Source organism: uncultured Shewanella sp., from assembly GCF_947497935.1.
In the GTDB taxonomy this organism is placed as follows: Bacteria; Pseudomonadota; Gammaproteobacteria; order Enterobacterales; family Shewanellaceae; genus Shewanella.
On record NZ_CANMIO010000003.1, the window covers coordinates 253490 to 274392 of the forward strand.

Here is a 20903-nt window from a genome sequence, read left to right on the forward strand (position 1 = left end):
GATCACAAACCTGTTTTACATCAAAAATATGATCTTCATTCCCTTTTAAACTCCTGTTTCAATATTTTTGGAGCATCCATATGGAATTACTGTGCCCCGCGGGAAATCTCGCATCCCTAAAAACCGCCCTCAATGCAGGTGCTGATGCGGTCTACCTCGGTCTGAAGGACGATACCAATGCACGGTCGTTTGCAGGTTTAAATTTTACCCCGAAGAAACTTCAGCAAGCCGCCGAATATACAAAGAAGTGTGGCAAGAAGATATTTTTGACCATCAACACTTTCCCTAAACCGGGTGAAGAAAGCCGCTGGTATCAAGCGATTGATCTTGCAGCAAACACAGGTGTTGACGCATTAATCATGGCGGACTTATCTCTGCTCGATTACGCCCATAGTAAATACCCTCACCTGCCCTTGCACCTTTCGGTTCAAGCAAGCGCAACCAACTTAGGCGCTCTTAAGCTTTATAAAGAAGAATTTAATATTGAGCGTGCGGTATTGCCACGGGTGTTATCGATGAAGCAAGTGCGCGACCTGGCGAAGGTCACTCCGGTCGATCTAGAAGTGTTTGCTTTCGGTAGCTTATGCATTATGGCCGAAGGCCGCTGCCACTTATCTTCTTACGTCACAGGTCAATCACCCAATACTGGCGGATCTTGCTCACCTGCCAAGCATGTTCGTTGGCAAGAAGTCGGAAGCGATCGTTTAACCCTGTTAAATGACGTGTTAATCGACAAATCAGGCCTAGATGAGCAGATGGGTTACCCTGTGGTATGTAAAGGCCGTTACACCACTGAGGAAAATAACACCCCTAGCCATATTCTTGAGTCGCCAACAAGCCTTAACACCTTAAGCTTGCTACCAGAACTCGCCAAAGCCAACGTGGTATCGCTAAAGATTGAAGGCCGTCAGCGTAGCCCAGCCTATGTAGAACAGGTTACTAAAGTGTGGCGCGCCGCTATCGATAGCTACATGTCTGCCCCCGAGAAATACCAGACTCAGCGGGAGTGGGATCTTGCACTGGCAAAAGTCTCTGAGGGACAAACCACCACTCTCGGCGCGTACGAGCGTAACTGGCAATAATCATAGGCTAAAAAGGACATATAATGAAAATCTCACTTGGCCCGTTGCAGTATTGCTGGGAAAAACAGAAAGTTAATACTTTTTACGAGCAAGTTGCCCAAAGCAATATCCCATTAGTTTACTTAGGTGAAACAGTATGCAGTCGTCGCCGACAGCTTAAGTTTTCCGACTATTTTGCACTTGCACAAATGCTCAGAGAATCAGGTAAACAAGTCGTGCTATCAACCTTAGCGCTGCTAGAGGCACCATCTGAATACACAGAGCTGCAAAAGCATGTTGATAACGGCGAGTTTATGATTGAAGCCAATGACATGGGTGCGGTACAGGCGGCTAAAGAGCGCAACTTACCCTTTGTCTGCGGTCCAACCGTCAACAACTATAACTTTGCGACATTGAAAAAATTGCACCAATGGGGCATGCAGCGATTTGTGATGCCGATCGAGTTATCAAAAGATTGGCTAACCCAGGTTATCGAGGCTGAAAAGCCAACACCTTTTGAAGTGGAAGTCTTTGGTCACGGTTATCTGCCACTCGCCCACTCGGCCCGTTGCTTTACCGCACGCCAGCAAGGCTTACAAAAGGATGATTGCCAAATCGTATGCCTTGCCAACCCTAAAGGGCTGCTAGCACAAACTATGGATGACCAACCACTATTACGGCTAAATGGTATTCAGACCCAATCGGCGAGTTTAATCGATCTGTCGAGTGAAGTTGAACAGATGAAATTGATGGGTGTCGACTATTTCAGGGTATCACCTAGTAGCCTACAGAGCATTGAAATCGCTGAGCAGATTTTATCACTACCAACAACGGATAAAACCTTAGCTTGCAACGGTTATTGGCACCAAAGCGCAGGCTTTAGTCAGGTGTAGACGGCGTTAGTGAATAGGCTTTTTCAAGTCCTTGATCACTAAGCAAGTCCAGAACAGAAATGTGGTTAGGCTTACCCATTGAATAATGGCTGGCCACCATATTTCTGCTCTTGTCGGTTCGGCCAACATTTCATTGTAAAAAGCACTGTCACCTTCCGTAAACCCCAGTTCTAGCAAAGGCAGTAGTAGAAAAGAACTCATCAAAATAAATGCCAGCCCCCCGCTAACATGAGTCAGGACTGAACGTTGTGATTCTTTCGCAAGCAGCTGATATAAGCCATAGAATAATAGGCTGCTACAGCCAAAGATAAAGAAATACTTAATCGCGATCACATGTAGGTGGTAAACATTAATAGGAAACAAACCCATCGCAGCGAGAGCAAGATAACTCAACCCTAGACTGGCGTAAAACAGGTAACTCCAAGGAGAGGTGTCTAGCTGTAGGCTAAGCAAACAGAAAAGCACGACACAAAGGCTGCCAAAAAAAAGCCCGCCATTCACAATCACCGCATAATAAGAGTGACCATAATTTCCTAATTCACTTAACGTGTTGCTAAAAAAATTAAAGCTTTCACCATCAAACCGTTCAAACATTAGTAGCGATAAAACTAGTCCTAGCACCTGCCCAAAAATGCCAAGCATGCCGAACCTAAATGCTAACGTTGAAACTTTACTGTATTTCTTAACGAGCATAGTTCCCTATTAAATCTTTTTATTAACGTTTATTAATGTATATCGAATCGCCTGACGGTAAAGAGGCATAGCTCAGAGTTTTAACAAACAGTTATAACCAAACTAAGTTACCTATTTGTTACTTTTATAGTCTGCACATTAAAATTTCAAGCCTATGACTAAAAATAATCTAAAAAACGTAGGTAAAAAAGGGAATAATCCCAAAAACTTAACCGTATTCAGTCAACAAAATTACTCATGATGAACTGGCTTAAAAAAGCCTTATGCTCAATGTAAACAAGTGTATTAATGTTATATTATATGAGCTTGTGTTAATGCGTCGCGTTCTAATTGCGATGCTTTTGCTGTCACACGGAATAATAATAATGACAAAGAAACAAGCAAACTTAATCAATCAAGAGGTTAAGTTAACCCCTAGCGATCAACTCATTTCAACCACAGATAAGCGTGGTGTGATCACCTACGTTAATCAAAGATTTCTTGAGATCTCAGGTTTTGAACAAGCAGAGCTTATCGGCCATAACCACAATGTGGTGCGTCATCCAGAAATGCCCAAGGCCGCATTTGAAGATATGTGGGGAAAACTTAAGCAAGGACTGTCTTGGCGAGGTGTGGTGAAGAATCGTTGTAAAGATGGCAAGTACTATTGGGTCGATGCTTTCGTCTCCCCCCTCTTTGAGAAAGGCGAGCTCATAGGTTATCAATCGGTACGCGTGGCTGCCAATAATACACTCACCACAAGAGCCACCCATATTTACCAGCGCCTCAATCAAGGGAAGCGCGTTAACGACCCCATCAGTTTAACGAATAAAAGGCTTCTCTCAGTCCTTTGCACCAGTACTGGCTTATTGGCTGCCGGCGCCATTTGGGGTTGGGGCGTTATTATTGCGGGGATCATTCTAATGGGGGTCAATCTTGCCATCTTTTTTGATGAGGCTTTTCGGATCCCGGCAAAACTGATGAAGATGAAACAAGAATATGACTCGGTCAGCCGCTTTATTTATTGTGGCCGCGATACCTCTTCACTGTTAGATTTCCAATTAATGATGAAAGACGCCAAGCTACAAGGCGTGCTCGGACGCTCGCAAGATAATGCCGAGCATATCGAGGATATTGCCTGCCAACTGATTGCCGCCACAGAGCAAACCCATGCTGGCTTAAACGTAGAAAATCAACAGATAGAACAGATGGCCAGTGCCACCGAAGAGATGGGTAGCACCATAGGTGAAGTCGCTAGGAACACAAAGTCCACTTCAGACAGCATTCAACATAGCTATCAGTTTTGCCAAGATAGTCGCGAAAAAATGCAGCAAAATGCCACAGGTATAAATCAACTATCAGACTCTGTTGCCGAAGCCGCAGCGAACGCGCTCTTACTTAATAAAGAAGCCGAGCGAGTCGCGAGTGCAATGTCTGAAATCGATTCAATTGCCGAGCAAACAAACCTACTCGCACTCAATGCTGCTATCGAAGCCGCTCGGGCTGGTGAACAAGGACGAGGGTTTGCGGTAGTCGCCGATGAAGTTAGAGCACTATCGAGCCGTACTCAGCAATCAACCACGAGCATTTCCGATAGTGTTAACAAAATGTTTTCCATGCTAACACTATGGTCTAAGCAGATGAATCACAGTAAATCTCAGGCATTATTATGCAGTGAAGATGCCGAAATCTCCGTACAAAAGGTGGATACCATCTATCAGTCGATGAAGAATATTCAAGAATTAGCTATCCAAAATGCGGTTGCAGCAGAGCAACAAACCTTAGTTGTGGCCGAGATCAACCAAAATATCTCTCAAATTAGCCAAGTATCGAGTGAGAATCTATGCGCAGTTAACTCGGTTGAGGCCTCTGTGAAGGAATTAAAGCTCAATGCGGAAAAAGCAAAATCTTTGAGAAAAACATTTAGTTAATTCCTCTTTAAAAGCCCTTTGGGCCGTTACGCCCCCCGTGTAACGGCCCCACAAAAACACCAAGCGCGCAACACCCAACCAACAATTATAAACATCTGTTTTAAAAAAGAATTAACCTAAAAAAGTTTTGTGCTTTTTCACTAACTTCCGATACAATATAAATAATCACATTGAGCTAATAACTATTCGATGGTAGTGAATTCCACTACAGAATAACTGAATCGTTTTACTTAGATGTTTTAAGGCGGTAAATTCGCCGACTAACAGTTGAATGGATATTCAATAATATTTCTGTTTATGCATAGACGTCTATTTATCGTCATATTAAGCAAAAACTCGTTATTTAGGGTGTAGATAAAGTGTCAGAAAAACAAACCCACAACATTAAAACAATACTCACGTTCATCGTGCCATCCTTGATTGGTTTATTACTGTTTATGATGCCAATCAATTATCAAGATGCGCTGACGATCCCTATCGCGATCATCTCTAAGGGTCTGCAGAATCTGTTAAGCGACGTTTTAGTCGGTATCGTGACTTCAATTGTTATCTTTACTGCGATAGCTTCATTACTCGCAAAAGTATTACAGCCTAAATTTATTGTTGAGAATCGTTTTTTAAACTCATTATTTAACGTTAGCCCTATCTGGTTAGTTGTTCGCGTACTGGGTGCAGTCTTTATCACTTTGACATTTTTTAACGTAGGCCCTGAAGCAATTCGCTCCGGTAGCACTGGTGCATTAGTGCTGAATGACCTACTTCCTGTTCTATTTTCAGTCTTTCTATTTGCAGGTATGTTACTACCGCTACTACTGAACTTTGGTCTGCTAGAGCTGCTAGGTACTATGCTAACCAAGGTTATGCGCCCTGTCTTTAACCTACCAGGTCGTAGTGCTATCGACTGTATGGCTTCATGGTTAGGTGATGGTAGTGTCGGTATTTTGATGACCAGTAAGCAGTATGAAGCTCGCTTCTACACTCAAAGAGAAGCGGCTGTCATTGGTACCACCTTCTCAGCTGTTTCAATTACCTTCTCGTTAGTGGTGATCTCTCAGGTTCAACTAGAGCATCTATTTGTACCTTTCTACCTAACCGTATGTCTTGCAGGTTTCGTAGCGGCAATCGTGGTACCTAAACTACCACCACTATCATGGAAGAAAGATCTCTATGTAGACGAAACACCTCGCCATGCTGATGATGAAACCATTCCAGCGGGTCACAACGTATTCTCATGGGGTCTTCACCAAGCGCTAGCCAAAGCTTCTCAAGCCGGTGGCGTTAAGCACACTCTTGTTGATGGAATGAAAAACGTGGTTGATATGATTTTTGGCGTGATCCCTGTGGTAATGGGTATCGGTACTATCGCGCTAATGATTGCCGAATTCACCCCAATCTTTGAATATTTGGGTATGCCATTCATTCCACTACTAGAGCTGCTACAGGTCCCTGAAGCGACAGCAGCATCGAAGACGATTATGGTGGGCTTTGCGGATATGTTTATTCCTGCCATCTTAGCCAGCTCTATTGAATCAGACATGACTCGTTTTATCATCGCGACTTTGTCTGTGACACAGCTTATCTATATGAGTGAAGTTGGCGCGCTACTAATTGGTAGTAAGATCCCAGTTAACTTCCTTGAGTTGTTCGTGGTATTCATCTTAAGAACATTAGTCACACTGCCTGTTATTGCTGGTGTAGCGCATCTAATTTTTTAATCTTGAACTCAAAGAATCTAAAAAAGGAGCGAATTTTCGCTCCTTTTTTTATGCCCTATTCACAGCGCTACTCATCCTAGTCATAAACTTGCCATAAATGGTTCATCAAGGAGTCAATCCCCGCTTCTACTCTAGCTGCAAATAATCGTTTATTTATATGATGAGCCGATGAGTAATAAGCCAAGAAAAAATACCCGCTTAACCTCCACTTCAGCAAACAGCCCGATTATCCCAGCTCAACCTCAGCAGAGTTTCAATGCCCTGTGGTTATCCGACGTTCATTTAGGTAGCAAAGACTGTAAGGCTGAATATCTACTGCAGTTACTAAAACAAGTCGAAACCGAGTCTTTGTATCTGGTGGGTGACATTTTCGATGTCTGGGCATTAAAACGCCGTGTCTACTGGCCTGAATCCCATAACAAGGTATTACAACAACTATTAAAAATGGCGCGTGATGGCACTAAGGTTGTTTATATCCCCGGTAACCATGACGAAATATTAAAGCCATATAGCGGCTTTCATCTTTGGGATCTGTCTATCTCAAACGAATATATTCACACCGGGGTTACCGGCCGCAAATATCTGATGTTACACGGCGATCAGTTTGATTCAGAAGTCTGTGTTGGTCGGGCGTACGCCAAACTCGGCGACCATCTATATGATGTTTTGCTATGGCTAAACCGAGGACTGCATAAGGTACGTACTTGGCTTGGTTATCCGTATTGGTCTTTAGCAAGCTATATCAAACTGCGCATCAACAAGGCTCAGCAAGCCATTCACGATTATCAGTCTGCAGTGCTGCGTTACGCGAGTAGCAAAGGCGTCGATGCCGTGATCTGTGGCCATATCCACCAGCCCGCCCTGAATATCCAAGATAAGATCCTCTATATCAATGATGGCGATTGGGTCGAGAACTGCACCTTAGTTGCAGAATCTGAACTGGGCGATATTTCTCTGCTTAAGTGGAACGAAACCACTGCTCAGGCCCAAGTCATCAGTTCTTACTCTTTTAATGATAATCAGCAAGCACCAAGCGAACGGCACGTTGCCTAGGCTATTTTACTGAAGTAAACCAGGTGAACTCATGATATTTACCATCGATAATGTAGTAGAGAAAAATCTTCCTAAGATCAATCAAACTCCTTGGCTATCAACCCCCACTAAAGCCATGCTGCGATACTTATTAAACGAGAAAGCCTGTAACGATATCGCCAGCCAGTTTTCCTATTTAAAAGGCATAGATTTTGTTGAGCAGCTATTAACTAGCTTTAACTTTAACTACTCGGTCCCCAGCAGTGAAGTCGAGAACATCCCCATTGAGGGTCGAGTGGTGATCTACGCCAACCACCCTATCGGCTCACTCGATGCTCTTGCCATGATAAAGCTCATCAGCAAGATCAGACCCGATATTAAAGTGGTTGCCAATGAGCTATTAATGGCACTAGAGCCAATGCATTCTGTACTGCTTCCTGTGCGTAACATGACAGGTGGTACGCCCAAACAGCACTTAGATAATATCCATCAACACCTTAAAAGTGAGGGGGCGGTATTAATCTTTCCCTCGGGAGAGGTCTCACGATTACGTCCCCAGGGTGTCGTCGACTTACATTGGCACTCTGGTTTCGTAAAAATAGCCAAGGCGAGCCACGCGCCGTTATTGCCTATGTTTGCCGATGCCAAAAACTCGGCCACATTTTACGGTGCCTCTATGATCTACAAGCCGCTTGCTAGCCTGCTTTTGGTCAAAGAGATGTTTAAACAAGCCAAGAACACCATGCCAATACGTATTGGCGAACTGATCCCTAAAGAAGTGGTTATGAGCAATGACTTCTCCCTGAAAGTGAAAGTGAAGCTACTGAAAAACCACCTCTATCGTATAGGCAAAAACCGCAGTCCACTATTTAACACTCAAAGCGCCATCGCTCATCCAGAGCCCCGCTGTGAGCTACAGGCCGCATTACATCAATGTGAATTACTCGGTGAAACCCAAGACAACAAAAAAATCTACCTATACCAGCACAAAGACAGCAACCCTATCATGCGCGAGATAGGACGTTTGCGAGAAATAGCCTTTCGAGCCGTTGGTGAAGGCAGTGGCAATCGCCGTGACACAGATAAATATGATGCCTACTATCAGCACTTAGTGCTATGGGACCCTGAAGTGTTAGAAATCGTTGGTTCTTACCGCTTTGCTGGAGCGAGAGAGGTGCACAAAATGCACGGTAAAGATGCGCTATACAGCCAGTCGCTATTTGACTATCACGAAGATTTTAGCCCCTATTTCGAGCAAGGACTAGAACTTGGACGCAGCTTTGTTCAACCTAAGTATTGGGGCAAACGTAGCTTAGATTATCTTTGGTTTGGCATAGGTGCATTATTGGTTCGCAACCCACAATATCGCTATCTATTTGGGCCAGTGTCATTGAGCGACAGCATACCTGAACAAGCAAAAGAGAGGTTAATCCACTTTTATAAAACCCAATTTGCCTGTGAGCAAACACTCGCTCACTCCTACAGCCCATATAGCTTTAGCCAAAGCCGAGAAGCTGAGCTCGACCAAGATTATGGAGAGTTAGATTATAGTGTGGGCTTTAAACAACTCAAGCAAACCATGGCGAGTATGGGCAGCGCGGTTCCTACGCTGTATAAGCAATATGGCGAACTCTGCACTGCAGGTGGGGTTAAATTCCTCGATTTTGGAATAGATGTAGAATTTGGCGATTGCATTGACGGCTTAGTGTTAGTGGACACTCACAAACTCAAACCCAAGAAGCGTAGCCGCTACCTAGATTGCCATTTGCCAGAGCTACAACTTGGCGGTGAAATAGCGTAACTAAACCCAATGCCTAAATAACAAAAAGCCAGTCTCTTAGGACTGGCTTTTTAAGTAACGATGGGGATTAAATCGCCCAACCGCCCATGTAGAACACCACTAAACCTAAGGTAATCGCAAGCACACCTGGCTTAAGTTTGCGCCATTCACCGCTACATAAGCGGCCAATGACCAAGGTAACAAAGCCTAATAAAATGCCGGTCACGATGTTACAGCTTAAGATAATAAACACCGCACAGGTTAAGCCTGCCATGGCATCGACTTTATCGTCAAAATCAAGCTTAGTCACATTACTGAGCATCAACAGACCCACATACATCAACGCAGGGGCTGTCGCATATGCTGGAACTAGGTAGCTAAGTGGTGCAAGGAACATCATTAGCAAGAACAGCACACCAACGATTGTAGCCGTTAGACCTGTTTTACCACCCGCCGCTGTACCCGCTGCCGACTCAATATAAACAGCTGCTGGTGCGCCGCCTACTGCGCCAGCAAAAATGCTGCTCACAGAGTCTGAAGTTAGCGCCTTACCACCATCGATAATATTGTCTTTCTTATCAAGCAAGTCCGCTTGACCCGCAACGGCGCGAATGGTGCCTGTTGCATCGAAAATTGCCGTCATCACCAATGCCAATACGATAGGCATAACTACAGGGTTCAATGCGCCCATGATGTCGAGCTGGCCGATAAGTGACTTATCAGACATCAGGTCAGGCAGTGCGAAAAAGCCTTGAAACTTAACGGCTGGATCAAATACTAAACCAAATACTGATAGCGCGATGATCACCACTAGGATCCCACCAGGCATACCACGGCGCTCAAGACCGATAGTGGCTGCAAGGCCAATAATCGTTGCAATCACAGGTAGGCTATGAATATCGCCTAGTGCGACAGGCAGGCCTGTTTCGTTGGCCACAATCAGCTGCACACTGTTCGTGGCAATTAACAGTAAGAACAAACCGATACCAATACCTGTACCGTGAGCAATACCTTTTGGTAAGTTAGTCAGTACCCATTGGCGCACGCCAGTAACACTCACTAGCGTAAATACGATACCCATTAAGAAGATAGCGCCTAGCGTCACAGGAATTGAGATCCCTTGGCCCAGTACCATGCTAAATGCGGTGAAAGCGGTAAGTGAAATTGCGCAACCAATTGCCATCGGCAAATTAGCCCATAAGCCCATCAGTAGCGAGCCAAAGGCCGCGATTAAACAGGTAGCAATAAATACTGCACCGGTATCAAACCCGGCCGCGCCTAACATATTCGGTACGACAATCACCGAATACACCATGGCTAGAAACGTAGTAAAACCCGCGATCACTTCGCGTCTTAGGGTGCTTCCACGAGCTGAAATATTGAAGTAACGATCCAGAATAGAGTCGCTAGGAGTAGCAGAGTTTGGCAGAGTCTGTTCAGACTTCATAGTAGTTAACCTTTTGATCTCTTAAATATTAGGCAAACCAACTGGGTTCAGTTGGCGACTAGGCTATGGCAGGTAGAGCCCCGACTAAAATATCGGGTGAGAGATCCACTTATGCCAAGAAAGACACCGGTGACCTGCGGACAAAATGCCTGGTAAAATTTACTCTTACCAACACAGCCTTTGTTGGCGCGGAGTTTACAGTAATCTAAAGCGCGGCAATAGCTAGCGAGTGATATTTTTGACAAGAATCAACAAAAAAAATGCTAATACGGAATAATTCATCTTGATGAGGGTGGGATATAAAAAAGCAGCACATAAGTACTGCCTTTATATGGTGAAACTTAAACTTAACGTCGACGTTTACTGCCACCCAAGGCGCGTTTCTTGGCTCTTTGACGCTCAGCTGATTTACTATTTTTTCGACTAACCGGCTCACTCTTAGTTAAGTCTGGCTCAAAACCTGGCAGCCACTGCGGCGCCAAGCGTTTATCTAATACGGTTTCAACCTCTTCAAGCAGCAAGGCATCATCTTCGCTATAAAGCGTTACCGCTTTACCAACACTACCAGCTCGGCCTGTTCGACCAATACGGTGTATATAATCTTCGGCAATAAAAGGGATCTCATAGTTGACCACATATTTAAGTTCAACAATGTCTAGCCCCCTCGCAGCGACATCGGTAGCCACCAGCGCTTTAATTTTTCCTAGCTTAAAGTCATTAAGCACCTGCTCACGAGCGCCTTGGCCTAAGTCTCCATGAAACGCCTTAGTCTCAATACCCGTTGCCAACATTTTCAGGGCAATATTGTCGGCAGTCTGCTTTTTGCGGCTAAAAATAAGCACCTGATGCCAGTCATACTTGTTAATCAGATGACAAATCAAATCGGTCTTACGGTCACTATCGACGGCATACACTATCTGCTCGACGCTATCGGCGGCGCTATTAGCCTTATCGACTTCAATTCGCACAGGTTTATTTAATAGCTTCTTACTTAAGTCATAAATTGCCGTGCTAAAAGTAGCCGAAAATAACAAGGTCTGACGCTTAGCTGGCAACTGTTTTAAGATGGCGCTAATTTCATCCATAAAGCCCATGTCTAACATGCGGTCTGCTTCATCAAATACTAAGTAATCAATACTCGAAAGATTTAACGAGCCTCGACGAAGATGATCCAGTAAGCGACCCGGCGTCGCGACGACTATGTCACAAGCAGCTGCTAATTTTGTCGCCTGAGCATCGATACTTACGCCACCATAAATTACCACGCTAGCGATATCGGTATTAGCTGCATACTGGCTAACATTGGCGTTCACTTGCACAGCCAACTCTCGCGTTGGCACTAAGATAAGCGCCGTCGGCTGTCGGTTCGCTAAAGGCTGTCGGTTTGCTAAAGGCTCTTCTGCGCTTTTATCAAGCAAGCGTTGCAGTAGTGGCAAGGTAAATGCCGCTGTTTTGCCCGTCCCAGTTTGCGCGCTCGCCATGATATCTTGGCCGCTTAAAATAGCCGGGATCGCCTCGGCTTGAATGGCCGTTGGTTGTTGGTAGCCTTTTTGCGCGAGCACGCGTTGAAGTTTGTCACCTAAGGGGAGTAATGAAAATGACACTGACATTCCTTAACTTGATCCAAGAATCACAATCTAAACTAAAGGGGAGTTTAACAGAACTCTGGGTTAAATAAGCTCAACTATCTGCTCGCCTACTAATTTTAGAGCCCATTTGCAGCTCCCTTCTATGTCAAGTGTTCCCTTTTTATAACAATCGCTATCAATGTATTTCCATTCTTCTGCTATTTGAATGTTTTTCACTCTTTTGCGTATACTGTTCACTCACGGATGATAATACGAAAAAGACTATGAACCTCAGTAAAATAGCCAGCACTTTCCTCGCTGCCATCATAAGCCCAATGGCCTTTAATGCTATCGCTGCAGTAGATTTTTTCGACCCTATCGATGGCTACTTTGACGCGGGCCAATACCTTGCCGAAAACGCCTATGGCTTTTTACCCGTTCCCACCATTATCACCGAACCTTCTGTGGGAAACGGCATTGCCGTTATGGGGATGTTTCTACACGAAAGTGCCGAGCAGCAACAAGCACGTAAAGAGCTTGCCACTCACTCAATCGATGGCGGCGCGCAGCTATTAACTCCGGGGATTTCGGTTGTCGGTGTAGGGGCTACGGATAACGGCACTAAGATGGCATTTGCGGGTCACAGGCAAACCTGGGCGCAAGATAGCGTGCGTTACCTTGTTGGAGGCGGTTACGGCGACATCAATATGAGCTTTTACAGCCAACGAGACTTTGCCCAAGGCTTGTCGTTAGATATGAATATGCAAGGTTTCGGTATTATTCAAAAGCTACAATACCGTATCAACTCAAGCCCACTGTTTCTTGGCGTCTCACAAAAATATCTCAGCCTAGATTTAAGCAGTCGCCGTGAGTTTGACAATATTCCGCCTGAGCTTCTAGACAGGCTAGCGGATATCATAGATACCACACCTAGGGTCTCCTCTATTGGCGCTATCGCCGAATATGACAGCTTGAATAACTTCTTTCTCCCCACCAGCGGCTACAACTATCTACTTGAGTATGATTGGTTTAGCAAAGATATCGGTAGTGACTACAACTACCAAACCCTCAACGTTAAAGGCTTAAACTATTGGCCACTCTCAAGCCGTCTCACCTTAGGCGTAAAACTGCATTACCAAACCATCGAGAGTGACGGCCGCCTGCCTATTTTCACTTACCCATTTATCGATCTGCGCGGCATACCTAAAAATCGTTATCAGGGACAAAATGTCGGCTCAGCTGAAGTTCAAATAATGTGGAAGCTTAACCCTCGCTGGATGTTGCTCTCATTCGCTGGAAGCGGCTTAGCGGGTAAAAGCTCGAGTGATATGTGGGATGGAGAGTTGCAAAATGCCTATGGTGCTGGCTTTAGGTACACCATAGCTAGACGTTATGGCTTACATATGGGAGTCGATGTGGCGCGGGGACCAGAAGACGCGGCTTTGTATATCAATGTAGGAAGCGGATTCTAGTTACCACCCAAGCTAATTTAGTAATGATTGATATTTAGCGATCCGGCTCACAACTCGACATAAAACCGAATAGTTAAAACCGAGTAAGCTGCTCAAGATCACAGTTTGCTTGAGCAAAAAAACGACAATAGCCATCCGTTTTTCGTGTCTATTAGGTTTTGCCGTTTCGTGTTCGAATTATCACATCAAGCTTTATTATGGGCTCAAGCCTTAGGCTTTATCTCAATGACCATAGGTTGGTGGGCTAACTATCAGAAAAATGATCAGCAATTACTATCAGGCAACCTCCTAGCCTCCGGTCTCACTGCTATCCATTTAGGTCTACTGGGCAGCACCTTAGGCATGTTCAATCAACTTCTTAATGCAGTCCGCTTCGCTACCTGTCGCAAAAGCGCCTGCCGAATGCTCCTACCGCTAGTGTTTTCAAGTATTGCAGTTCTACAGGGATTAGTGTGGGCCGAGCATTGGAGTGAATGGTGTGCTATCGCTAGTGCAGTACTGATGAGTTTTGCGCTATTTCACTTGAAGGGCGCTCAGTTACGTTCAGCCATGATGATAAGTAATATGCTCAACTTAACACTTTCTGTCTATTTATCTTCTTGGTCAGGGATCTTATATCAACTAGTGACACTGGTTATCTTGGCACAGAGTTTATGGCCGCAAAAGCAAGCGGAGTACGCCACTGAACAAGCCGCTTAAGGCTTAGCGTCTGCTATCGAGTCCCCCGCCTTGTGGCTAAAACTTAAAGGTGGTTAATCACTGCTGATATTAGAAACGGGTGGTAGCTTGCGATATTCGCGATTGATATTCATTGTTGCTATTAGTATTAGCTAGGATTGCGCTAAGATTATGATACCAGCAAAGCAATCTACACTCTGTAGGATTTCAAGGAACGATATGGATGATAGGCGATTATTTTCGCGGTTAATCTTTGCAACCGATGCCAAGTTGATCAGTCGCGATAGCCAGCATGAAAATCGCTGGCCAACTAAACTACTGGATATCAGCCTTAACGGCGCCTTGGTTGAGCTCCCCCGAGACTTTAACTTTAACGACACAGAACTGACACTGGAATTTAGCCTGCAAGAGCCTGAATTCAGAGTCGTGATGCAGACCAAACTTGTGCACAGAGAAAATCAGCAGCTTGGCTTAGCCTGCCAACACATTGATGTTGAGAGCATTAGTCATCTACGCAGACTGCTAGAGCTTAACTTAGGTGATGCGAGTTTACTCGATAGGGAATTGGAGCGGCTATTCGAGCAAAAGCGCACGAATATCGGATAGGAGTCCAAGCCTCTCGCCTACAACAATCCCAAGCTTTCAGTAAAAACGCCGCAATATTGCGGCGTTTAAGCATGCTTTTGGGTCAACTATCTATTTATTATTGATTGATGAAATTGACATTAATTTATCAACTCAAGCAACTCATGAATCGTCTTCACAGGGATGATCTTCGCGCCTGCGCCTTCCATTGACTTATGGTAATTACGAAATGGAATAAAAATCTCCGTGAAGCCGTGTTGAATCGCCTCCCTGACTCGCGGAACACCACTATCGATTGGGCGAACGTCACCATTTAAGCTTAACTCTCCCATGATGCAAGTGGTTCTTGGCACTACAAAATCATTCAAACTGCTTAGCAGCGCAGTCACTAGTGCTAAGTCGATGCAGGTTTCAGACTCATCAATCTTAAGGCCACCGACTAGGTTAAAATAGGTGTCGTGGAAGATTTTCGTCTTAGTGTGCTTACGTAAAATACCCGTCAGCATTTTGATTCGGTTCATGTTTAACCCAACACAAACACGCTGAGGGAACTCAGCCTCGGTTTCAGTGGTTAAACACTGGATCTCGAGTAGTAAGTTACGATTGCCCTTACGGATACAGGTAATCGCCGCCCCCGGTGACTCAGTGGTGGATCCCGATAAAAAGATCTCACTCGGATTATCGACACTGATCATGCCACGTTCGGTCATCTTGAATATGCCCACGGTATCGACATCGCCAAAACGGTTCTTGTTCGCCCTGAGGGTACGCACCTGGCCGTCATTACACTCGATATGAGTTAAACAGTCGACGATGTGAATTAGGGTTTGCGGCCCTGCAGTCTCATTATTCTTGTTAACGTGAGCCACTAAAAACATGGTGACGTTATTTTGCTTACAATACTGAGTGAGTGCCTGAGCGCTCCCCTTTACCTGTGAAGGTGAGCCTGGGCTACCATTAGCTAAATCGGTTACGACCGCCTGAATAGAGTCAATAACTGCAAACTTAATCTTCTTCTCTTCAAGCTCTGCAATAATTGCCTCAACACTGGTTTCGGCCATCAGGAATAAGTTATCTTCATTGCAATCTAGCTTTAGACGGTTAACTCGGTTTTTAAACTGCGACAGTGATTCTTCAGCGGTACAGTAAAGCGATGGCATTAACTGCGACATACGAGACACAAGATCCGATAAAATCGTGGTCTTACCCGCACCAGGATCGCCAGAGATGATGTTTACCGAACCTGTGGTCAATCCACCACAAAGCACTCGGTCTAGCTCGCCAATGCCCGTCAGCATCTTTTGCGCTTCAAACTCTTCAATCTCGGTTAGTTTCTTTGAACCACCGCCCACAGAGCCTGCGTAGCCAGAGACAGAAGAGCGCGCAGGTTTCAGCGCTGAAATCTTCAGTTCACTGATAGTATTCCACTCCTGACAGGCACTACACTGCCCCTGCCATCGAGGAAAATCTTGACCACACTCATTACATACATAAGCTGTTTTATTCTTTGCCATAGTTCTTTCTAAATCGTATAAAATCGGTAAAGTAATGCCAATATTGGCCGATACTTATTTAAGATAGAAGGGATCGATATTAATTCCCCCTGAATATTTGTCCTGAGCCTATCAGCCATTGCTCTATTTAGCATCCCAAAAGAAGTGATTAATGACGTTACAATTGCATAAAGCCCTCGTTGAACAGTTAAAACCCCTGTTAATGGAACCTGAATTTCCGGAACTGTTCGATCAGCTTACCGCTGATGAAACCAATTCAACGCGCTTTTTGCTCAAGATGGAACTCAATAGACTGGCCTCAGCCTGCACTAGGCTCATCGATCTGCGCAATAAAACCGAGCTCGACTGTGAGGAGTTTATTTTTGCCGGTCAGCAACATTATCTGGACGCGCCCGCCAAAGAAAGGTTTTTAGAGGCTCTCGCACTTTATCGCGACGAGTATACCTTAGGTGTTTATGAGCAAGTAATAGAAGCGCACAAGCATCGTATTTTGAAGCTGCGCGAGTCTAGCCAGACTGAAGTTGTCAGCGACACCTCGCCGTTTGTTGCCAAAGCTGTAGTATTAGGGAGCTACTTCGCCCGCTGCGAAGAGCGGATGAATTACAGCATGCGTATCAATGTCACCCAAGGGCATCTTAGTTTTAACGGGATCACCGTCGATCTCTCAGTGGGCGGCGCAAGGATCCGGATCCCTGCTAAACATGGCCTACAATCCAACACGCCTATTTGCATCAAGCTGTTGGAGCTTGGTGAAGAGTATTATCATCAAGACCTGCAGCAAGGTATCGACTATCAAATTGTCGATACCGAACAAAATCATGAGTATTGCTGGCTTAGATTAAAGCGGACTTCTGGCAGTGAAGCACTGTCACAGATGCTAGAGCAATTGATCCGAGGTTATAAGTTTCGCTATAAGGTCGATGTCAATGATGTGCTAGTCACGACAAAAGGACTGGGGTTTGAACGCCATTACCTGCCCCACTTACCACATCTACCACTATTTATTGAGACGAAAACGAATTCAGACGCGAATGATGACCAGCAGCTCATCATCAGCCATAAACTACTCAGTCGCGATAACCAAGCTATTAGTGAGTATTTCAAAGATGAAGATAATATTTGTCAGCTAAGCAGCTTTCTCACCCCTGTTAGACTGAAACGCATTATAGAGTCAGAAGATGATAACCAACACTGTCAGTTCTTCTGCTTCACCTTCACAGCCCAAGGGGCAAAATTCTTTTATTCAGCAAGCTTAGCGGAACTAAATTCTCGCGATCTGTTAGCGCTATTTTTAAGCTTTGGTGCCACTAAGCCTAGCTTTAAAGTATTTAAGGTTGCGAAGCAAGTTGTCGACCATCAACAATCCTATAAAGCCAGTATTTTGCCCGGAGATGAAGGCCGTTACTCCGCACTGACAGAAACCCAATTAAGCGCTTTTAGCCATATACTACAGCTCATCGATATGACCCCTATTAAGGCTGGTGAGCTATATCAAAGTTGGGCTCAAATAAACCGAGATGCAGAGAATCAAGCCAGTGTTAACGAGTTAAAAATATTTGGCCAAAAGAAGGTCTCTCAACACGGTATAAAGCTTATCTCGCTGCAGTTTAGCGAACGCCGCAATGAATCCCGCTTTGCCTTTAAAACAGCTGTAATGCTTAGCCAAGGTAAGCTCAGCGTAGCCGCAAACACAGATGATATTTCAAGTCGCGGATTGAAACTTAGTCTCACAACACCTGTGAGTTTCAATGAAGCCGACCCCATTTTAATCAGCTTCCCTAAACTACAGTCTCTTGCAGGTAAAACCTCATTAGCGTCATTGCCTTACCGATTGATCCGTACCCGTAAAAATGGCATCACCTTACACCTCACCGCGCTGGTTGGTCACACGCCTCATGTCGGCGTCGAGTTTTTAAATCGATTGATTGAACATAATCGTGATAAACTTGAGAAGCTTACCGAAAATAACCATAACGTCAAAGAGCTCGCCGATGGCATGAAAAATATTGCCATGCGAAAACTGGCTTCCGTCCCCTACTATTTAGAGCGCACAATAAAGTCGGCTTATATATCGACCTTAGGTATTGGCACCGAGCAAAATCATATTGCCAACATCTTCGCCTCTCAAAGCGATAATACATTAGCTTACAACCTAGCTCCTTTACTTGACGGCGGTAAGTTAAAGCGAGACTTCATCACACCAATTCGCTCCATGAAGCCACAAAATGGCTTATCTTATTTTGAAATATTCGTGCAGATCTCCCGAATGTCCCAGGGGCAGATAAAAGTGCGCTGCATCAGTGATTGTGACCTCTCTGAGCGCGCACAACAACTTAGCTTTATTCAGCGCAGTCAGGGGCTTGGTGAGTTTATGGCGTTAAGGGTATATCGCGGTGCCACAGGTAAACCTGACTTAAATTACATTCGCCGAGAACGGGAATACATCAATATTCACTCCCCCCATAAAGGTAAGAAGCTAGAAGAGCAACTTTGGAATATTATTGGTGTGGGCGAGTTTCTGGATGTAACCCAAGAGGTGACACTACGCTTTCCAGAGCTTTACCATTAATTATCCCTCTAATACTTATCAGTATAGGACGCCCTCGTCTGTAAAAGACTGAGTCGCTGTGGCCACTACGACTTTGACTACATGATGGAAAGGCGGCCCCAGCTCCTATTCTTTAGGCTTAGCGTCCTGCTTATGCTGAATGACGCTGTACATATAGCCTACGACCACTAAGTTAATGATTAACACAGCAACGGTGACTAAATTAGGTTTAGTGAATAATTCATAAGCCTCAAAAGGCAGGTAAATCCCACCACTCAATAAAGCGAACCACTCAGTCCACACTAGACTATGCCAAAGACCATAGGCTTCGATAAAGCGAACACCCGCATAGAGTAAGGCCCCAGCTATCACCAGTGTAATGTTGGCAGGTGTCACTTTACCAGCCTGTGTGATCACTTCCTGAACCAAATGATTAGCTGGATTTAAGTGGGAGTGCCTAAGCAACTCTTCTACCACCAGCTGAATATCCTGCCCAGCGAGTTTATGCAGCCCAAAGACAACTAATACCGATATTACACCTTTCGTGGCCTCTAACAGTGCGATGGCTTTTAAGCCGTTTTTAGCTGATGACATAGGATCCTTTAGGCCTCGTGATGCCGCTCTCTAGCGATGAATGCGAATAAATAATACCTGCTTCTAATGTTACGCCTTTTTGCTGTGCTTGAGTGCCGGATTAATTACCTTTAATGATGCACAGTCTTCTTTACGACAGTCACCATGCTAAGCTACTAAAGATAGCTAATCCCACCCATGAAAGTGACCAATAATCAGCCACTCATTAATTAACGATTAACCCAAGATGTATTTTTATTAATGAAAGAGAATAGTTAATTAGCCACGTTAACTCCTGAGGTATAGTGCTAACTAAGGCGATTTATGTCCATAAATCGGAGGTGTTTAGAGTCTCTTTTGTCACTGATAACACCACGAGTAGCAACTATCTCAAGTCTCTGCAACATTAAGCATTTACCTTGAGTACTATGCCCCTTTAGGAACACCAACAATGCTAGATTCATTTGTCTCAGTCATAACAGCCCTATGGCAACAAGACTTCGCTTTACTGCAAAGCCCTGGCAGCGCAACCATGATTTACATTTGCGTTTTCACCTTAATTTGGCTAGAAAGTGCACTTCTTCCTGCAGCTCCCATGCCTTGTGATAGCGTCGTAATCCTCTCTGGTAGCTTAGCCGCAGCGGGAATTATCAGTTTTCCTATAGTATTTGCCGCTTTAGTCGTTGCTGGTGCAACAGGGAGTTGGCTGGCATTTATACAAGGCAGATGGCTACACAAGTTGCCTAAGATCCAACGCTGGATAGATGCCGTACCTGAAAACCGTATGAAGACGGTCGATAACTTACTTAATAAACATGGCTTATTAGCCCTTTTTACAGCGCGTTTTATTCCTGTTGTACGCCCTCTATTGCCACTAATGATGGGATTGCACATAAAGAAAGTGTCAAACTTTCATTATTTCGCTTGGTTAAGTGCTGCGATTTGGTGTGCACTTTTACTCGGCTTTGGTTACTCACTGTCCTACCTACCAGAGAACGTCGCTCGCGTTGTCACTATGGCGTTAATCATTGCCCCATTCGTGACACTGGCTATCGCCATTGTTAGTCTACTGAGCCGTTTTATCATTAAAAGAAGACGGATGAAAAAATTACCTGTCGCAGAGCTTATACAAGAAACCGTTCTTGCCAAGCCAGTTACGCCGCTAAAGAAAACCGCTAAGTAACATGCTTTTAGGGTCCTGTCTCTGACAGGACCCGCTTGAACCTCGCCTGTTATGACACGCTGTGCCTTCAATTATTGAATACCACCTAATTCCCAGTGTCATTGCAACCTAGACTTGTTAGCCCTATCTATCTCTACTTCCTTAAGCCGTACTCAGGACTAAAGCGAAAGTCATAGCAATTAATATCTAAGCCGTATATCTAAGCCGTATATCTAAGCCACTGCAGATTAAGCCCCACCGAGCAATGAGAC

General features: G+C 44.7%; 16 protein-coding genes. 11 read left to right on the top strand and 5 right to left on the bottom strand.

Annotated features, from left to right (window positions below):
- Positions 1–80: 80 nt before the first annotated feature.
- Positions 81–1082: a peptidase U32 family protein gene (locus Q1A86_RS05010; RefSeq protein ID WP_299803612.1), complete on the top strand. Its 1002-nt coding sequence runs from the start codon at positions 81–83 to the stop codon at positions 1080–1082.
- A 23-nt stretch (positions 1083–1105) separates the two neighbouring features.
- Complete coding sequence (locus Q1A86_RS05015) at positions 1106–1954, top strand: U32 family peptidase (RefSeq protein WP_299803614.1); 849 nt, start codon at positions 1106–1108, stop codon at positions 1952–1954.
- A gap of 6 nt (positions 1955–1960) precedes the next feature.
- Here Q1A86_RS05015 and Q1A86_RS05020 read toward each other — a convergent pair whose 3' ends face one another.
- The gene (locus Q1A86_RS05020; protein ID WP_367277883.1) at positions 1961–2596 is read right to left on the bottom strand and encodes a DUF998 domain-containing protein; all 636 of its coding nucleotides are present in this window, start codon (positions 2594–2596) and stop codon (positions 1961–1963) included.
- 416 nt (positions 2597–3012) lie between these two features.
- On the opposite strand from Q1A86_RS05020, the gene Q1A86_RS05025 reads away from it, so the two are divergent.
- The 4 genes from Q1A86_RS05025 (at position 3013) to Q1A86_RS05040 (ending at position 9105) form a co-directional block, all read left to right on the top strand.
- Complete coding sequence (locus tag Q1A86_RS05025; RefSeq protein ID WP_299803619.1) at positions 3013–4557, top strand: PAS domain-containing methyl-accepting chemotaxis protein; 1545 nt, start codon at positions 3013–3015, stop codon at positions 4555–4557.
- A 359-nt stretch (positions 4558–4916) separates the two neighbouring features.
- A complete protein-coding gene (locus tag Q1A86_RS05030; protein WP_299803621.1) occupies positions 4917–6272 on the top strand; it encodes a YjiH family protein in 1356 nt (451 codons plus the stop codon).
- Between the two features lie 168 nt (positions 6273–6440).
- Entirely contained in the window at positions 6441–7325 is an 885-nt protein-coding gene (locus Q1A86_RS05035; protein ID WP_299803623.1) for a UDP-2,3-diacylglucosamine diphosphatase, read from the top strand.
- A 31-nt stretch (positions 7326–7356) separates the two neighbouring features.
- Positions 7357–9105: a lysophospholipid acyltransferase family protein gene (locus Q1A86_RS05040; RefSeq protein ID WP_299803625.1), complete on the top strand. Its 1749-nt coding sequence runs from the start codon at positions 7357–7359 to the stop codon at positions 9103–9105.
- Between the two features lie 67 nt (positions 9106–9172).
- Here Q1A86_RS05040 and Q1A86_RS05045 read toward each other — a convergent pair whose 3' ends face one another.
- Together Q1A86_RS05045 and Q1A86_RS05050 are read right to left on the bottom strand one after the other, a co-directional pair.
- Positions 9173–10531, bottom strand: a complete 1359-nt coding sequence (locus Q1A86_RS05045; RefSeq protein ID WP_299803627.1) for an NCS2 family permease — start codon at positions 10529–10531, stop codon at positions 9173–9175.
- 347 nt (positions 10532–10878) lie between these two features.
- Positions 10879–12135 (bottom strand): DEAD/DEAH box helicase, encoded by a 1257-nt coding sequence (locus Q1A86_RS05050; protein ID WP_299803629.1) that lies wholly within the window; start codon positions 12133–12135, stop codon positions 10879–10881.
- 248 nt (positions 12136–12383) lie between these two features.
- Between Q1A86_RS05050 and Q1A86_RS05055 the strand changes: the two genes are divergently transcribed.
- The 3 genes from Q1A86_RS05055 (at position 12384) to Q1A86_RS05065 (ending at position 14855) form a co-directional block, all read left to right on the top strand.
- On the top strand, positions 12384–13571 hold the full coding sequence (locus tag Q1A86_RS05055) for a BamA/TamA family outer membrane protein (RefSeq protein WP_299803632.1): 1188 nt from the start codon (positions 12384–12386) through the stop codon (positions 13569–13571).
- A gap of 168 nt (positions 13572–13739) precedes the next feature.
- Entirely contained in the window at positions 13740–14270 is a 531-nt protein-coding gene (locus tag Q1A86_RS05060; protein WP_299803635.1) for a YgjV family protein, read from the top strand.
- 198 nt (positions 14271–14468) lie between these two features.
- Positions 14469–14855: a PilZ domain-containing protein gene (locus Q1A86_RS05065; RefSeq protein ID WP_299803638.1), complete on the top strand. Its 387-nt coding sequence runs from the start codon at positions 14469–14471 to the stop codon at positions 14853–14855.
- Between the two features lie 119 nt (positions 14856–14974).
- Here Q1A86_RS05065 and radA read toward each other — a convergent pair whose 3' ends face one another.
- Positions 14975–16348 carry a DNA repair protein RadA gene (gene radA, locus Q1A86_RS05070; protein WP_299803641.1) on the bottom strand — a complete coding sequence of 458 codons (1374 nt, stop codon included), beginning with the start codon at positions 16346–16348 and terminating at the stop codon, positions 14975–14977.
- A 151-nt stretch (positions 16349–16499) separates the two neighbouring features.
- Here radA and Q1A86_RS05075 point away from each other — a divergent pair, with 151 nt between their 5' ends.
- Positions 16500–18917, top strand: a complete 2418-nt coding sequence (locus Q1A86_RS05075) for a PilZ domain-containing protein (protein WP_299803644.1) — start codon at positions 16500–16502, stop codon at positions 18915–18917.
- Positions 18918–19022: 105 nt separating this feature from the next.
- Here the strand turns inward: Q1A86_RS05075 and Q1A86_RS05080 are convergent, their stop codons facing one another.
- Positions 19023–19490, bottom strand: a complete 468-nt coding sequence (locus Q1A86_RS05080) for a DUF2127 domain-containing protein (RefSeq protein ID WP_299803647.1) — start codon at positions 19488–19490, stop codon at positions 19023–19025.
- Positions 19491–19920: 430 nt separating this feature from the next.
- Here Q1A86_RS05080 and Q1A86_RS05085 point away from each other — a divergent pair, with 430 nt between their 5' ends.
- Positions 19921–20652 carry a DedA family protein gene (locus tag Q1A86_RS05085; protein WP_299803650.1) on the top strand — a complete coding sequence of 244 codons (732 nt, stop codon included), beginning with the start codon at positions 19921–19923 and terminating at the stop codon, positions 20650–20652.
- The last annotated feature ends 251 nt before the right edge of the window (positions 20653–20903 follow it).

Coding starts and splice junctions, on each gene's coding strand:
- Q1A86_RS05010 (WP_299803612.1), top strand. CDS start 81: ATGGAATTACTGTGCCCCGCGGGAAATCTCGCATCCCTAAAAACCGCC.
- Q1A86_RS05015 (WP_299803614.1), top strand. CDS start 1,106: ATGAAAATCTCACTTGGCCCGTTGCAGTATTGCTGGGAAAAACAGAAA.
- Q1A86_RS05020 (WP_367277883.1), bottom strand. CDS start 2,596: ATGCTTGGCATTTTTGGGCAGGTGCTAGGACTAGTTTTATCGCTACTA.
- Q1A86_RS05025 (WP_299803619.1), top strand. CDS start 3,013: ATGACAAAGAAACAAGCAAACTTAATCAATCAAGAGGTTAAGTTAACC.
- Q1A86_RS05035 (WP_299803623.1), top strand. CDS start 6,441: ATGAGTAATAAGCCAAGAAAAAATACCCGCTTAACCTCCACTTCAGCA.
- Q1A86_RS05040 (WP_299803625.1), top strand. CDS start 7,357: ATGATATTTACCATCGATAATGTAGTAGAGAAAAATCTTCCTAAGATC.
- Q1A86_RS05045 (WP_299803627.1), bottom strand. CDS start 10,531: ATGAAGTCTGAACAGACTCTGCCAAACTCTGCTACTCCTAGCGACTCT.
- Q1A86_RS05055 (WP_299803632.1), top strand. CDS start 12,384: ATGAACCTCAGTAAAATAGCCAGCACTTTCCTCGCTGCCATCATAAGC.
- Q1A86_RS05065 (WP_299803638.1), top strand. CDS start 14,469: ATGGATGATAGGCGATTATTTTCGCGGTTAATCTTTGCAACCGATGCC.
- radA (WP_299803641.1), bottom strand. CDS start 16,348: ATGGCAAAGAATAAAACAGCTTATGTATGTAATGAGTGTGGTCAAGAT.
- Q1A86_RS05075 (WP_299803644.1), top strand. CDS start 16,500: ATGACGTTACAATTGCATAAAGCCCTCGTTGAACAGTTAAAACCCCTG.
- Q1A86_RS05080 (WP_299803647.1), bottom strand. CDS start 19,490: ATGTCATCAGCTAAAAACGGCTTAAAAGCCATCGCACTGTTAGAGGCC.
- Q1A86_RS05085 (WP_299803650.1), top strand. CDS start 19,921: ATGCTAGATTCATTTGTCTCAGTCATAACAGCCCTATGGCAACAAGAC.